The following is a 14,470-nucleotide window of genomic DNA, read 5'->3' on the forward strand; positions in this document are numbered from 1 at the left end:
GCCTAGTCGGCGCGCGGGTCGTTCCATTCGGCGGCGATGCCGTAACCGCCGCGCCGCGTCAGCCAGAACATGCCGACAAGGTCGAAGAGGCCGGCGCCGAGGCGCCCGAGGAAGCCGTATTTCGATACGCCCGCCATCCGTTCGCGGTCATTGACCCGCTCCTCGCGCACATCCCAGCCCGCGCGCTTGACCAGGGCCGGCAGGAAGCGGTGCATCGAGGCGAAGAAGGGCAGGTCCCGGAAGGCCTCCGTGCGGACAAGCTTCCAGCCGCAGCCCGTGTCCGTCGCATCATCGCGCAGCACGAACCGGCGCACGCCATTGGCTACGCGCGATTGCAGCCACTTGAAGCCGGAATCGTTGCGGCTGTTACGCTTTCCGGCAATGATGCCCAGCCTGGGCGGGGCGCCGGGCACGATGATTTCGGCCCAGAGGCGGGCTGTATCATGCGGGTCGTTCTGGCCATCGCCGTCGAGCAGCTGCACCCAGGTGCCGCGCACCGATTTCAGGCCCGTGAACAGGGCCGCTGACTTTCCCCTGCGCCGGACATGGTTGAGCACGGTGACCGTGTGCGGGTGGCGCGCCATGGATTCAGCCAGTTCCACGGACGTTGCGTCGCCCGAGCAGTCATTGACGCAGACGATCTCGAAATCGATGCCGGCGAGCGCGGAATGCACCTCGTCGATCACGGGATGCACGTTGCCTTCCTCGTTGAAAAAGGGAATCAGGACGGAAAGGGCGGGAGAGTTAGCCATCCATCCTCCCGTATAGAACATGGCGTAGCAGCGCAATTTACACGCTCAGCATGCACGGATAAATGCACGGAAGAAGCCCGAAAACAGCCCGGACATTGCACGGACGTAATGGACGGGAGCCCGAAAGGCAGGATCATGGATATCTACCACGTCTGGTTCGACCTGAAGCCCGGTACGGACGAGCGGGCCTTTGCCGCCGCCCTGCCCGCCTTCCTTGATCACATGAAGGGGGAGGGCCGCATCGAGGCCTGGCGGATGATGCGCTGCAAGCTGGGCCTGAGGCCCGATACCGTGCGGGAATTCCATATCATGATCGAGACGCGCGACCTGGCCCAGCTCGATACGGCGTTCAGGGCAGCTGCGCGGCGCGAGGGCGAAACCGACACGCTGCACTTTGCGGCGAACGCGATGGTGACGAACGTGAAATTCGGCCTGTTCCGCGACTGGCCGGACTGATTTGGGATTTCACCAAATAGGCATCCCTGCCTTGGCTTTGCCGTTAAGCTTTGATTAGTCTCTGGTTTGGGCCGCAGTGTGGCCTCCCATGAGGTGAACATGACCCTGCCTGGTGACTGGAGTGACTGGAAGACATGGGCGATCCTGATCGCCGTCATCATCCTTCTGTATATTGCGCGCCCCCATCTGCAGCGCACGTTCCGCAGCCTGTTCATGGGCCTGGCCTACATGCTGAACCGCCTGGCGCTGTGGTTCGGCACGGCGGCGGCCAACATGTATGCCAAGTATTGTGAAACGGTCGCGGCCCATCTTGCGGACGAATACCAGGACAAGCTCTATTCCCACGAGGCCCGGCTTGGCGCGCGGTCGAACAAGCATGACCGCGAGATCCTGCATGTTGTCGGAAAGCTCGAAACCAGCAGCCAGGAAATCGAGGGCTCGGTCGAGACGCTGAAACAGATCAACCTGCCGCAGACCACGCTGGACGCCGTGCGGATGTCGCTGGCGGAGACGGTCAATGCCAAGTCACAGGCGCGGCTCACCAGTGCGATGAACCAGGTCAAGCGCACGGTGTCGGCGGAAATCCAGACCGTTCGCCCCGACCTGCAGAACATTCGCAGCCACCTGAAGCCGATCGGCGAGAATGTCGTGAAGCTGAAGACCTATGGCCAGGAGTTCGCGCGGCTGGCCGATCGCATCAACAGCGATTTCGATGTGTTCGAGGAAAGCATCCATTCCGACGATCGCGTCGCGGTGGCCCAGAAACAATCCATTCTCATTCCCCTGCTGATCGCCCTGATCGTGATGTTCGTTGCCCTGACGGGCGCGTTCCTGAACTTTTTCCTGATCGCGCGGCCGATGGCGGAAATCGTTGGCGACGGCCTGCAGATTCTCGGCATGCCGCTGCCGACGGCCGCCGCGCTTGTGGTGATCTTCCTCGAAGCGGTTGCCGGCATCGTTCTGATGGAAGCGGCGGGTGTCACCAAGCTCGGCTTTTTCCTGACGATCGGCGTCGCGGGCCGGCGCATCCTGTTCTGGGCGGCCTTCGCCTTTCTCTGCGGCTTCTCGTTCTTTGAGGCGATCCTCGCCATGCAGCGCGATTCCCTGATCATCCTGGACCAGCAGACGCAGGTGATGGCGCTGGGTGACCTCGTCGTCGAGGAACCGGCCGGCGTGTCGCTGATCATGATTGCGCAGATCATGCTGGCCGTTGTCATTCCCTGGCTGCTGGCAATTGCGGCCATCCCGCTCGAGACCGTGGTCAAGAACTCGGTCTTCCTGTTACGGATCGTGGGGCACGTGATCCTGGTCTTCCTGTCGAACTTCTTCCGGCTTCTCTCGACGGTGGTGAAAAGTGTCGGCCTGTTCCTGTTGCGGCTCTACGACCTGATCATCTTCCTGCCGCTTGCCATCGAGCAGGTCGTGCAGACCGTGCGGCATGCGGGCAAGGCCGGCAAGCCGGACGAGGCGCGGACATGATGCGCTGGCTTGCAGCGGCGCTCTCGCTCGTGATCCTGGCCGGGTGCGGCGCGATCAAGTCGAACTCGCGGGCCGTCTTCGTCCTCGTCGATGCGTCGGGCTCCTATGCCCGGACGATGGAGGAGTCGATCACGACGTCGCGCCTGATTGTCGCCAAGCTGAATCCGAACGATTCCATCGCTGTGGCGCAGATCAGCTCCTGTTCGTTCTCTGACGACAGTGTCGTGTTCAACCAGCGCCTGCCCGGCATTCCAAGCCAGGCCTCGCACATGAAGCAGGCGATCTTCGGCGCCCTGAATGCCTATGGCGAAGGCTTCAAGTCGTCAGACTTCACCGACATCCACGGGGCCCTGCGTTACGCCGCGAACGAACTGGAAGCGAACCGGGCGACGTCGCGCTACGTGGTTGTCTTTTCGGACATGATCGAGGACCTGGCGCCAGATTGCGACACCAGCGAGCTTAGCCTGGACCTTGCCGGGATTACGGTGATCGCGACCAATGTGACCAAGACAAAGGCCGATTCCAGCAATCCCGACCTGTATGACGAACGCCTGGCCACCTGGGAAAAGATCGTCACCGATGCGGGTGGGCAATGGCGCCACGCCAAATCGCGCGACCAGTTGCTAGACGAAGTGTTCTGACGCGCGTTCGCCGCGGCCCGGCCCCTGATCCCTGTCACGAGGCACAGCCTAGCGAAACTTGTCAGGTGTGACAGATCAGGGCATCCACGCACGCATGACTGACCCCATAGAAGCAATTCGCGAAAAGATGCGCGGGCTCGAGATCGAGCTGGAATCGGAACTCGCGAAGCAAAGGACGGGGCTGCGCTATGGTCTCGAACGCGGCCGCGCCCTGTTCGAGGAAGAGGTCGTGCGCCGGCACCGCGCCCTGCGCACTCATGTCGCGCGCTACATCTTCTCGGCCCGGCCGCTGGTCTGGCTGACGGCGCCGGTGATCTATTCCCTGATCATACCGTTTGTGATCGTCGACCTGTGGGTGTCGATCTACCAGGCCATCTGCTTTCGGGTCTACGGCATCCCGCAGGTTCGCCGCCACCGCTACCTGGTGTTTGACCGCAGCGGGCTGGCCTATCTCAACGCGATTGAAAAGCTCAACTGCGCCTATTGTTCCTACGTGAACGGCGTGATCGCCTATGTCCGCGAAGTCGGTTCCCGCACGGAACAATACTGGTGCCCGATCAAGCAGGCCCGGCGCGTGATCGGCACGCATGCCCGTTATGCCGGCTTCGAGCCCTATGGCGCTGGCGAGCACTATCATGAACGGCTGAAGGTATTGCAGGCAGACATTAGGGCCGCCGAGGCGCCAGCCGATCCGCTCGAGGATGCGTGACGCGGGTTGCGAAGACCAGGCCGACCAAGGCGCGGGTGAAGTTGTTCCTGCCTATTCCGCCGCTGCCGCCGCCATTTGCGCGGCGAGGCCGTCAACATAGCGGGCAAAGCTGCGCGCGTAGAAGCCCCGGCTTTCGCCCCACCATTCCCGGATCGACGGATTGGACAGGGAGTCCTTCAGCCGCGCTTCGGACCCTTCCCACAATTCCTCCTCGAACACGCCAAAGCGCCTGTGGGTATGCAGGACTTCGAAATGCCGGAAGGAAATGCTGAGGAAGTTCGTGACGCGCAGGTATTCGGCGTCTGTCCAGTTGTCGCGGCCCTGCTGGTTGACGAGCAGCGCGGCGAGTTCGCCGTTTTCCGCAACCCGGCCGAGATTGGACGAGAGGAGCTGGGCAGAGGTCTGCGCGGCGGCCATCCGCGTCAGGTGGGAGTTCTGGCGCAACTGCAAGCCGATGAAGACGAGGGTCAGCACTACGGCGCCGGACGCCATGATGTTCGCTATCGTTGCGATCGTGTCGAGATTCATGCGGCTCCCTCCCCCGGTATCTCGGTCCTATCAAGCGCCTGGCCGGGCGGGCCGTCAACCGGGCCGCGCGCCTCGGGCAACGGCGTTTGCCGCCGCGTTTCATCTGCTGTAGATGCGCGGCATGTTCACGACCACGATCATCACCCTCGTGCCGGAAGCCTTTCCGGGACCGCTCGGCGCCTCGATCCTCCAGCGCGGCCGCGAAAATGGCCTGTGGGACCTCGAGACGGTCAACCTGCGCGGTTTCGGTGTCGGCAAGCACCGCAATGTCGACGACACGCCGGCCGGCGGCGGCGCGGGCATGGTGATCCGGCCGGATGTCGCGGCGGCGGCCATCGACAGTATCGACCGGGGTGGGCGCCCGCTGGTCTACCTGTCCCCGCGCGGCAAGCCGTTCAACCAGCAAAAAGCCCGTGACTGGGCGGCCGGGCCGGGCCTTGTCCTGTTTTGCGGCCGGTTCGAGGGCCTCGACGAGCGCGTGATCGAAGCGCGCGGCATGGAAGAGGTCTCGCTGGGCGATTTCGTGCTGGCGGGTGGTGAAGTGGCGGCCATGGCGATGGTTGAAGCGGTCGTGCGGCTGTTGCCGGGCGTGGCGGGCAACGAGGCCTCGCTGACCGATGAGTCCTTCGAACAGGGCCTGCTGGAACATGCCCATTATACGGTGCCGCGCGAGTGGGATGGCCGGTCAACACCGGACGTATTGCTCTCGGGCGATCACAGGCGAATAGAAGAATGGCGTCGCAACAGCGCAAAGACGTTGACAAAGCAGCGCCGTCCCGATTTATACGCCGCTTACTCCGAGACCCCCAAATTCCAACCGCCGGAGACTGGCGATGAACATGATTGAACAGCTTGAGGCGGAAGAACGCGTCCGTGTCCTCGGCGACAAAACGATACCCGTATTCTCGCCCGGCGATACGCTGGCCGTGAACGTGAAGATCAAGGAAGGCGACCGCGAACGCGTCCAGCGCTTCGAAGGCGTCTGCATTGCCCGTTCGGGCGGTGGCCTGAGCGAGAGCTTCACGGTTCGCAAGATTTCCTTCGGTGAAGGCGTCGAGCGGGTCTTCCCGCTGGTTTCGCCGCTGATCGAGTCGATCGAGGTGAAGCGCAAGGGCCGTGTGCGCCGTGCGAAACTTTACTACCTGCGCGACCGTCGCGGTAAATCGGCCCGTATTGCCGAGCGGACCACGGGTCACGGCATCGAGATCGTCGAGATCGCTGTCTCGAAGACCGAGCGCCGTCGCCAGAAGGACGCCGAGAAGCTGGCCCGCAAGGAAGCGGCTGCCGCTGACCGCGACGCCGCCGCCAAGGCCAAGCTTGAGGCTGAAAAGGCCGCTGCGGCCGCCGCTGAAGCCGAAGCCAAGGCTGCTGCCGAAGCTGAAGCGAAAGCCGCTGCAGAAGCCGAAGCGCCAGAGGCAACTCCGGAAGAATAGATTTCTTCCACCCAACCGATTTCAGGAACGCCCTTGCCCTCCGGCAGGGGCGTTTTTCGTTCAGGCGCTGTGTCCGGCTTTCACATAGGCGCTGAGGCCGGTGGCGAGATGGTCGAAGACCAGGCGCACGCGTTGGTTGCCGCGCAGGTCGCCATGCATTGTCACCCAGGTTTCGAGCGGGAATGCCATCGTGTCCGGGAACAGGCGGACCAGCTGCGGGTCGCGCCGGGCAAGGGCGACCTGGCAGATACCGATGCCGAGGCCGGCGCGGATAGCGGACAACTGGGCAGCATCGCTGTCGGTTCGAAAGCTGAACACCTCGCGCCGGATATCGAGGCCCCTGTCGCGCAGGCTTTGCGCGGCCGTCGTCTCGTGGTCGAAACCGATCAGGGCGTGGCCGGCCAGGTCCTCGATCGCGGCGGGCGTACCGCGCCGGGCCAGATAATCCTGCCGCGCAAACATGCCGAGCCGAATGTCGCCGACCTTGCGGGCGATCAGCGCGCCCTGGCTGGGGCGGACCATGCGCACGGCAATGTCGGCATCCCGGCGCAACAGGTCGGCGGTTTCATTCGTTGCCACGAGTTCGAAAGTGAGCTGCGGATGTACGGCCCCGAGACTGGCAAGCATGGCCGGCAGGACTTCGATTCCGATGACTTCGCTGGCCGTGATGCGCACGGTGCCGGCCAGGGCATCGTCCGGCCCGGATGCAGCGCGCACCATTGCGGCGGCGGACGCTTCCATGGCGCGCGCATGGGGAATGAGGGTTTCAGCGGCCTCGGTGGGCGCAAGCCCCTGTGGCGAACGCGTGAACAGGGCGGCCCCGCCGAGCGCCTGCTCGAGCTGTTCGACATGGCGGGCGACGGTCGGCTGCGTCACGCCGAGGGCGCGGGCGGCGGCTGACAGGCTGCCCGTCCGGTACACACTCAGCAGTGACCGGCAATGATCCCAGGAAAGGGCTGACTGATCCATGATTTATGTTTAGCGGGTATACATATTACCGCAATTTCTTTTAGCTCTCCGTGAGGCGATCTTGTGGCGGTCATCAGAACAGGAGATCGTCATGACGCGGACCGGAACAGCCCTCATCCTCGGCGCAACAGGCGGCGCCGGATACGAAATTGCCCGCGCATTGCGGGCTCGCGGCTGGCAGATACGCGCCCTGCACCGCCGTCCGGACGCAGTGGCGGCCCTGATACCGGACGCCGATTGGGTGGGCGGTGACGCAATGGTGGCAGGTGACGTGCGGATGGCCGCCACGAATGTGGACCTGATCGTGCACGCCGTGAACCCGCCGGGATACCGCAACTGGGGCCAACTGGTGCTGCCCATGATCGACAATACGATTGCGGCCGCACGCGTGAATGGGGCCCGGATCATACTTCCGGGGACCGTCTACAATTACGGGCCGGATGCCTTCCCCTTGCTGGGTGAGGCATCGCCGCAGAACCCGACAACCCGCAAGGGTGCGATCCGGGTCGAACTGGAAGCCCGCCTCCGCCGCGCCTCTGCGGCGGGTGTGCGGGCGCTCGTCGTGCGCGGCGGCGACTTCTTCGGGCCGCACATGACCGGCAATTCCTGGTTTGCGTCCGGGCTGGTGAAGCCGGGCCGGCCTGTCCGGTCGGTGACCTATCCGGGCAGGCCGGGCGTGGGCCATGCTTGGGCCTACCTGCCGGATTTTGCCGAAGCGATTGCATGCCTTGTCGACCGGGATGCTGACCTGCAGCCATTTGATACCGTGCATTTTGGCGGCCACTGGCTGGCGGACGGGCGCGAGATTGCCGAGCGGACGCGCCATGTCGCCGGTGTGCCGAATGCGCCAATCCGTCCCCTGCCCTGGTGGCTTGTGCGGGTTCTCTCGCCCGGCGTGCGCATTTTCCGGGAATTGGCCGAGATGGAATATCTCTGGAAAGTGCCGGTCCGGCTGGACAATACGAAACTGGTCAGGCTGCTCGGCAGCGAGCCGCATACGCCGCTCGACGTGGCCCTGCGGGCAACTCTGGAGGGCATGAACTGTCTTGAGGCACCTGTCCCGCGTTCCCAGATAAAAGACGTGGCGGCGCCAGCGTAATGTCATCGCGGGTACGGGCTTCCCACGCCCGGATCTGCCGCTATGGTGCGCCGCAACAGTTGAGGATGAGCAAGACGAATGGCCGGCAAGACACTTTATGACAAGATTTGGGACGCGCATGTCGCGCATACGGACGACAGTTCCGGCGAGAGCCTGCTCTATATCGACCTGCACCTGATCCATGAAGTGACGACGCCGCAGGCTTTTGACGGGTTGAAGACAGCGGGTCGCACGGTGCGCCGCCCCGACCTGACGCTGGCCGTGGCCGACCATAATACGCCGACCGAGGGCCAGGCGCTCGGCATGGCCGGTGTCACCGATCCCGAAGCCCGCAACCAGCTGGAGACGCTGACCCGGAATGTCGCTGAATACGGCATCGAATATTTCCCGATGGGCGATATCCGCAACGGTATCGTGCATGTCGTGGGGCCCGAACAGGGCCGCACACAGCCCGGCATGACGATTGTCTGCGGTGACAGCCATACCTCGACGCACGGGGCGTTCGGCGCACTGGCGCACGGTGTCGGAACTTCCGAAGTCGAGCATGTTCTCGCCACGCAGACCCTGCGGGCACGCAAGATGAAGAACCTGGCGATCGACGTATCCGGCCAGCTGCGCGAGGACGTGACGGCGAAAGACCTGGCGCTGCACATCATCGCCCAGATCGGCACGGCCGGCGGCACCGGCTATGTCATGGAATATCGCGGCGAAGCGGTCGAAGCCCTGTCGATGGAAGGGCGCATGACGCTCTGCAACCTGTCGATTGAGGGCGGCGCCCGGGCTGGCCTGATCGCGCCGGACGAAAAGACGCTGGAATACATGAAGGGCCGCCCGGCCAGCCCGAAGGCGGGTGCCTGGGACTATGCCGTCTCCTACTGGAAGACACTGTATTCGGACGCCGACGCCCATTGGGACCGTATCGTGGAGATCGACGGCCCGTCGGTCGAGCCGACGGTGACATGGGGCACCAGCCCGGGCCAGGCGATCCCCGTGTCCGGCATCATCCCCGACCCGAAGACGATTGCCGATCCGTCGATCCGCGCGGCCGTGGAGCGGGCGCTCGACTATATGGGGCTGGAAGGCGGCACGCCGATTGCCGGTACGCCGGTGCAGCGCGTGTTCATCGGCTCGTGCACCAACAGCCGGATCGAAGACCTGCGCGCCGCCGCCGGGATTGCCAAGGGCAACAAGGTGGCTGACGGCGTGCGGGCGATGATCGTGCCGGGCTCGGGCCTGGTGCGGGCACAGGCGGAGGAAGAGGGCCTCGACCTGGTGTTCATGGAGGCGGGATTTGAATGGCGCGAGCCGGGCTGTTCCATGTGCCTCGGCATGAACCCGGACACCCTGTCGCCGGGCGAACGCTGCGCCTCGACCTCGAACCGCAATTTCGAAGGCCGCCAGGGCCGCGGGGGGCGTACCCACCTGATGAGTCCGGCGCTTGCCGCGCGGGCGGCGATAACCGGCGTGATCGGCTGATCCTGCGGCCGCGACGGCAATCGGGCGATTTCCGAATTGGCGATTTCAAAGGACCGCAAGACCGGCCATATTGCCGGCCTCAATCAAAGGGTTTTTCCAATGGCACGTTACACGCTCCACGGGATGTTTGCGTCCGGCCCGACCTACAAGGTCGGCCTGATGCTGCGCCTGACAAAGACGCCGTTCGACTATGAACATGTCGACCTGCGCTCCGGCGCGCACAAGGCGGATGCGTTCCTCGCCAAGAACCGCTACGGGCAGGTGCCGGTGCTTGAAGACGACGAGAAGGACATGTGCCTGTGCCAGTCGTCCGTGATTCTCGATTACCTCGCTGACGAGACCGGCCAGTTCGGCGGCAAGGACCGGGCCGAGCGCCTGCGGGCCCGCGAATGGCAATTATGGGGTGCAGGCCAGCTAACGACCGGTATCTACCGCACGCGTGCCCTGAAACTCGGCTTCTTCAATTTCAACGAGCAGGTGGCCGAGGCCAACCTGAATGCGGCGACCGGCGCGCTGCGGGAACTGAACGGCCTGCTGGAGGGCCGCGACTGGCTGGTCGGCGCCGCGCCGACCATCGCCGATATCGATATTTACGGCATTGCCGCCTACTCCGGTGAAGCGGTCATAGACCTTGCAGCCTACCCGCATCTTCGGCGCTGGATGGGCCGGGTCGAGGCGCTGCCTGGCTACAAGGGCATCGCCGACTGCCTGCCGAAGGAGACGGTTGCCGCGTGATCACCGGACTGGACCATATTGTCCTCGTCTGCCCGGAGATCGCCTCCGCGACGGAGGCCTATGTGCAGCTGCTTGGCCGGGCGCCGGACTGGCAGGCGACCGGCGACGGGGCGGCGACTGCGCTGTTCCGGGTCGCCAATACAGCGCTGGAACTGATGGGGCCTGATGGCGAGGGGCCGGTTGCCGACCGGTTGCGGGAGATTCTCGCAGCCGACGGACCGGGCCTGAAAAGCCTCGCCTTCCGGGCCCGCGATATCGAGCATGCCCATCACCGGCTGACGCGCCGCGGCCTGAAACCGCAGGACATTGTGCCCGGTGAAAGCCGGAACAAGGCTGACGGCCAAGTCCGCGACTGGCGGCGTTTCCGGTGCGATGATGCCGAGACGGCGGGCGTAAGGACCTTCCTGATCGAACACTTGACGGGCGCGCCCTCACCCCAGCCGGCGCCAGCCGATGCGGTCGGCGCCCTCGACCATATTGTCATCAACACGCCGAACCCGGACCGGGCAGCCGCGCTCTATGGTGCGCGCCTGGGACTCGACATGGCGCTCGATCGTACAGCCGAGCAATGGAAGACGCGGTTCCTGTTCTTCCGGACGGGAAACCTGACATTCGAGGTCATCCACCGGCTGGGCGAAACGCACGACCCGGCCGGCCCGGATTCGATCTGGGGCCTGACCTGGCTGGTCGAGGACCTTGACGCTGCCCACGCGCGCCTGACGGCCGCCGGGCGCGACGTGTCCGAGGCGCGGAAAGGCCGCAAGCCGGGCAGCCGCGTGTTCACGGTCCGCGACGGCACGCTCGGCGTGCCCACCCTGTTCATTTCGCACCAGCCGGAATAGGATATTTCCATGAAAGCATTCACCACACTCACCGGAACCGCCGCGCCTCTTCTGGACAAGGGCAAGCCGATGTCGAACGTCGACACGGACATGATCATCCCCAAGCAGTTCCTGAAGACGACGACGCGCAACGGCCTGTCGAAAGGCCTGTTCCATGAGCTGAAAACGAACGCTGACGGTTCGGAAAACCCCGATTTCGTGCTCAACAGGCCGCAATATGCCAAGGCCAGTATCCTGATCACCGGCGAGAATTTCGGCTGCGGTTCCTCGCGCGAACACGCACCGTGGGCCTTGCTGGACCAGGGCATCACCTGCGTGATCGCGCCGAGCTTCGCCGATATTTTCCATAATAACTGCTACAAGAACGGCATCCTGCCCGTGCGCCTGCCGGCGAATGTCTGCGAAGATCTCGCCGCCCAGGCCGGTGGCGCCAATCATGTGTTCACGATCGATCTTGAAAACCAGACGGTGGTGACGCCGGACGGTGTCGTGCATCCGTTCGATGTCGACCCCGGCCGGAAGCTCAACCTGATGGCGGGCCTGGACGAGATCGGCGCCTCGCTCAGTGCGGAGGCTGATATTTCGGCATTCGAGACAACCCGGCGCCTGATGACGCCATGGCTGGAACAGGCAAGCTGATCCACACCGTTCGGGAGGACAAGGACATGAAGCTTTGGAAACAGGCATGCGTGATGGCAGTTGGCCTGGTGCTGCTCGGCGCCTGTCACACCGATCCGTTCAGCATCAAGCCTGAAGTGAATGTCACGCTTCCCGAAAAGACGCCTGACACCCAGCCGGCACCGGAACCGGAGGCGGTTGATCCCGACGCGGAGCCCGGCGCTTGATCGTGATCGAAGGCACCGTCCGTATTCCGCCTTCCCGGCTGGAGGACGCGCGTTCAGCCATGGAACAGATGGTTCGTGCCAGCCGCGCGGAACCTGGCTGTGTTGACTACGCGTATGCCGTCGACGTGCTGGATGCCGGCCTGATCCGCGTATCCGAACGCTGGGAAAGCCGGGACGCGCTGGCAGCCCATTTCAAGACGGCCCACATGGCGACCTGGCGCGCCTTCTTCCCGCAGCTTGGCATTTCGGACCGTTCGCTGCGCCTCTATGAGGCCGAGCCGGAGCCTATCTGAGCATTTTTTCTGCAAGCTGACAGCGCGCCTGGCGCGGTCGTTCAGGCCGGCGTGGAACGTTGTTTGTTGCGCTTGCAGCCTTGCGCCGGTATTCATGGCGGACGGTTTATTCAGGAGACGCCCCGTGAAAATTGCCTCAATCGCCATAGCCGGGCTTTTCCTGGCGGCATGCCAGTCTGCGCCCGTCGCCACGACCGGGCTTGCCGCCACGCCAGCCGGATCTACCGACGCCGCGGAATCCGTGCAACTCGCGGAAGGCGGGGAAGACGTGATCTGCCGGAACATGAAGGTGACCGGCAGCCGCTTTGCCAAGCGCGAATGCAAGACGGGCGAAGCCTGGAAAAAATTCGATGCCTACACCAACCAGAATGCCCGCGAAGCCGCGGACAAGATCCAGCGCGTGGGCACTGGCAGCTCCGTCGGCGGAACCTGATAGCGCGGTAGATACACGCCACCACTGAGACAATTGCTACGGAGTCAAGGAATGATACGGATACCAACACCTCTTGCCATGATCGCGTCCGCCGCGGTCCTGGCGGCTTGTCAGGCCGCGCCGGTCGCACCTCAAGCAGCTGCACCCGCCGCCGCGCCGGCTACGGCCGAGGCCGACGCCGAGGGCGTCAAAGTCGCGTCAGCGGACGTGGAAGTCGTCTGCCGTTCGCTGAAGGTCACAGGCACGCGTTTCGCGCAACGCGAGTGCAAGACGCCGGAAGCGTGGGAAGCCTACGACGAATATACAACAGGGAATGCGCGTGAATCGACGAACAATTTCCAGCGTGTGCGCTCGGGCTGTTCGACACAGAGCCAGGGCACTTGCTGATCCGGACCGGGACGTTCGGCAGACAGACCAGACATCAAGAAGGGGGACCACCCATGAAACGCACGATGCTAATTCTCGCAGCGGGCTTTGCGCTTGCAGCTTGCGCGTCCAGTCAACACGCAGACATGTCGGTCGAAGAAGGGGCGCAGCGGGTATGTCGCTCGGTTACCGAGTCCGGCACGATCCTTCCCAAGCGAATCTGCAATAACAAGGCGACCTGGGCGGCGATAGACGAACAGAACCGCGAGGCTGCGGCAAAGACCATGGATGACATCCGCTCGCGCCGCGGCTACATGGATAAAGAAACCAAGATGGGTAATTAGATAATTCATGCACCAGACACTCTTGTTGCTTCCCGGGGACGGGATCGGGCCTGAAGTTGTGGCCGAAGTCCGCCGGGTGGCGGAGATTCTCGTTCCGGACCTGAAGTTCGAAAACGGTCTGGTCGGTGGTGCATCGCTGGACCAGCACAGTGTCCCACTCACGGACGCAACGCTTGAATTGGCGCGGCGCGCTGACGCTGTCCTGCTCGGTGCCGTCGGCGGCCCCAAGTGGATCAATGTCGCCCGCGACAAGCGCCCGGAAGCCGGCCTGCTCGCCCTGCGCAAGGGCCTCGACGTGTTCGCGAACCTGCGGCCGGCCTATTGCTTTCCGGCGCTGGTCGACGCCTCCAGCCTGAAGCGCGACATCATCGAAGGGCTCGACCTGATGATTGTCCGCGAGTTGACGGGAGATGTCTATTTCGGTGAACCGCGCGGCATCGACACCGATGCGAATGGCTACCGGCGTGGCTATGACACGGCCGTGTACACGCACCCCGAGATCGAACGGGTGACGCGGGTTGCCTTCGACATTGCGCGCGGCCGGAAGGGACGGGTCTGCTCGGTCGAGAAATCCAACGTGATGGAATCCGGCCTGTTCTGGCGTCAGGAAGTGACTCTCACTCATGCCGAGTTCGGCGCCGGCGTGGACCTCAGCCACATGTACGCCGACGCCTGCGCCATGGAACTGGTGCGCGCGCCGAAACAGTTCGACGTCATCCTTGCCGGCAACCTCTTCGGCGACATCCTGTCGGACGAAGCGGCGATGCTGACGGGCTCGATCGGCATGCTGCCCTCGGCGTCTCTCGGGGCGCCCGGCACGCCGGGCCTCTACGAGCCTGTGCATGGCTCCGCGCCGGATATTGCCGGCCAGGGCATTGCCAATCCCTGCGCGGCGATCCTGTCGCTGGAAATGGCGCTGCGCTGGTCGTTGGACCGGGAAAAGGCGGCCGACGCCCTTTACGCCGCTGTCGGCAAGGCGCTCGACAAGGGTGCCCGCACCCGGGATCTTGGCGGCACGCTGTCGACCCGCGAAATGGGCGACGCCATCCTCGCGGCATTCTGAACGCAGC

Annotated in this window: 20 protein-coding genes; 17 read left to right on the top strand and 3 right to left on the bottom strand. The window is 64.1% G+C overall.

Annotated elements, in window-relative coordinates; all coding sequences use genetic code 11:
- Positions 1-2: 2 nt before the first annotated feature.
- Positions 3-752 (bottom strand): glycosyltransferase family 2 protein, encoded by a 750-nt coding sequence (locus HJO_RS11845; RefSeq protein WP_035617075.1) that lies wholly within the window; start codon positions 750-752, stop codon positions 3-5.
- A gap of 135 nt (positions 753-887) precedes the next feature.
- Here HJO_RS11845 and HJO_RS11850 point away from each other — a divergent pair, with 135 nt between their 5' ends.
- The 4 genes from HJO_RS11850 to HJO_RS11865 all read left to right on the top strand — a co-directional run bounded on the left by HJO_RS11850 (position 888) and on the right by HJO_RS11865 (position 4,037).
- The gene (locus HJO_RS11850; RefSeq protein WP_035617218.1) at positions 888-1,208 is read left to right on the top strand and encodes a DUF6614 family protein; all 321 of its coding nucleotides are present in this window, start codon (positions 888-890) and stop codon (positions 1,206-1,208) included.
- Between the two features lie 99 nt (positions 1,209-1,307).
- The gene (locus tag HJO_RS11855) at positions 1,308-2,687 is read left to right on the top strand and encodes a hypothetical protein (protein ID WP_156945610.1); all 1,380 of its coding nucleotides are present in this window, start codon (positions 1,308-1,310) and stop codon (positions 2,685-2,687) included.
- Positions 2,684-3,328 carry a vWA domain-containing protein gene (locus tag HJO_RS11860; protein ID WP_035617078.1) on the top strand — a complete coding sequence of 215 codons (645 nt, stop codon included), beginning with the start codon at positions 2,684-2,686 and terminating at the stop codon, positions 3,326-3,328. The genes HJO_RS11855 and HJO_RS11860 overlap by 4 nt, the downstream gene beginning before the upstream one ends.
- Positions 3,329-3,422: 94 nt before the next feature.
- Positions 3,423-4,037: a hypothetical protein gene (locus HJO_RS11865; protein ID WP_035617080.1), complete on the top strand. Its 615-nt coding sequence runs from the start codon at positions 3,423-3,425 to the stop codon at positions 4,035-4,037.
- Between the two features lie 51 nt (positions 4,038-4,088).
- Here the strand turns inward: HJO_RS11865 and HJO_RS11870 are convergent, their stop codons facing one another.
- A complete protein-coding gene (locus HJO_RS11870) occupies positions 4,089-4,565 on the bottom strand; it encodes a hypothetical protein (RefSeq protein ID WP_035617081.1) in 477 nt (158 codons plus the stop codon).
- Between the two features lie 121 nt (positions 4,566-4,686).
- Between HJO_RS11870 and trmD the strand changes: the two genes are divergently transcribed.
- Together trmD and rplS are read left to right on the top strand one after the other, a co-directional pair.
- Positions 4,687-5,412, top strand: a complete 726-nt coding sequence (gene trmD, locus HJO_RS11875; RefSeq protein WP_035617220.1) for a tRNA (guanosine(37)-N1)-methyltransferase TrmD — start codon at positions 4,687-4,689, stop codon at positions 5,410-5,412.
- The gene (rplS, locus tag HJO_RS18960) at positions 5,399-5,998 is read left to right on the top strand and encodes a 50S ribosomal protein L19 (protein WP_035617082.1); all 600 of its coding nucleotides are present in this window, start codon (positions 5,399-5,401) and stop codon (positions 5,996-5,998) included. Before trmD ends, rplS begins: the two co-directional genes overlap by 14 nt.
- Before the next feature lie 60 nt (positions 5,999-6,058).
- On the opposite strand, the gene HJO_RS11885 is transcribed toward rplS, so the two are convergent.
- Positions 6,059-6,967 carry a LysR family transcriptional regulator gene (locus HJO_RS11885; RefSeq protein WP_035617084.1) on the bottom strand — a complete coding sequence of 303 codons (909 nt, stop codon included), beginning with the start codon at positions 6,965-6,967 and terminating at the stop codon, positions 6,059-6,061.
- A 91-nt stretch (positions 6,968-7,058) separates the two neighbouring features.
- On the opposite strand from HJO_RS11885, the gene HJO_RS11890 reads away from it, so the two are divergent.
- The 11 genes from HJO_RS11890 to leuB all read left to right on the top strand — a co-directional run bounded on the left by HJO_RS11890 (position 7,059) and on the right by leuB (position 14,463).
- On the top strand, positions 7,059-8,066 hold the full coding sequence (locus HJO_RS11890) for an NAD-dependent epimerase/dehydratase family protein (RefSeq protein ID WP_035617224.1): 1,008 nt from the start codon (positions 7,059-7,061) through the stop codon (positions 8,064-8,066).
- Between the two features lie 78 nt (positions 8,067-8,144).
- On the top strand, positions 8,145-9,542 hold the full coding sequence (gene leuC, locus HJO_RS11895; RefSeq protein ID WP_035617085.1) for a 3-isopropylmalate dehydratase large subunit: 1,398 nt from the start codon (positions 8,145-8,147) through the stop codon (positions 9,540-9,542).
- A 99-nt stretch (positions 9,543-9,641) separates the two neighbouring features.
- Positions 9,642-10,277: a glutathione S-transferase family protein gene (locus HJO_RS11900; RefSeq protein WP_156945611.1), complete on the top strand. Its 636-nt coding sequence runs from the start codon at positions 9,642-9,644 to the stop codon at positions 10,275-10,277.
- Positions 10,274-11,119 (top strand): VOC family protein, encoded by an 846-nt coding sequence (locus tag HJO_RS11905; protein ID WP_035617087.1) that lies wholly within the window; start codon positions 10,274-10,276, stop codon positions 11,117-11,119. Before HJO_RS11900 ends, HJO_RS11905 begins: the two co-directional genes overlap by 4 nt.
- Before the next feature lie 9 nt (positions 11,120-11,128).
- Positions 11,129-11,758: a 3-isopropylmalate dehydratase small subunit gene (leuD, locus tag HJO_RS11910; RefSeq protein WP_035617088.1), complete on the top strand. Its 630-nt coding sequence runs from the start codon at positions 11,129-11,131 to the stop codon at positions 11,756-11,758.
- Entirely contained in the window at positions 11,737-11,964 is a 228-nt protein-coding gene (locus tag HJO_RS11915; RefSeq protein WP_035617089.1) for a hypothetical protein, read from the top strand. Before leuD ends, HJO_RS11915 begins: the two co-directional genes overlap by 22 nt.
- Before the next feature lie 2 nt (positions 11,965-11,966).
- Entirely contained in the window at positions 11,967-12,257 is a 291-nt protein-coding gene (locus HJO_RS11920) for a putative quinol monooxygenase (RefSeq protein WP_241764739.1), read from the top strand.
- Positions 12,258-12,381: 124 nt separating this feature from the next.
- Entirely contained in the window at positions 12,382-12,690 is a 309-nt protein-coding gene (locus HJO_RS11925; RefSeq protein WP_035617091.1) for a hypothetical protein, read from the top strand.
- A 51-nt stretch (positions 12,691-12,741) separates the two neighbouring features.
- Entirely contained in the window at positions 12,742-13,077 is a 336-nt protein-coding gene (locus HJO_RS11930; protein WP_035617093.1) for a hypothetical protein, read from the top strand.
- Positions 13,078-13,130: 53 nt separating this feature from the next.
- Positions 13,131-13,400 (top strand): hypothetical protein, encoded by a 270-nt coding sequence (locus HJO_RS11935; protein WP_035617095.1) that lies wholly within the window; start codon positions 13,131-13,133, stop codon positions 13,398-13,400.
- Between the two features lie 7 nt (positions 13,401-13,407).
- Positions 13,408-14,463 carry a 3-isopropylmalate dehydrogenase gene (leuB, locus tag HJO_RS11940; protein ID WP_035617096.1) on the top strand — a complete coding sequence of 352 codons (1,056 nt, stop codon included), beginning with the start codon at positions 13,408-13,410 and terminating at the stop codon, positions 14,461-14,463.
- Positions 14,464-14,470 lie beyond the last annotated feature (7 nt).

It is taken from the genome of Hyphomonas johnsonii MHS-2, assembly GCF_000685275.1.
Classification (GTDB): domain Bacteria; phylum Pseudomonadota; class Alphaproteobacteria; order Caulobacterales; family Hyphomonadaceae; genus Hyphomonas; species Hyphomonas johnsonii.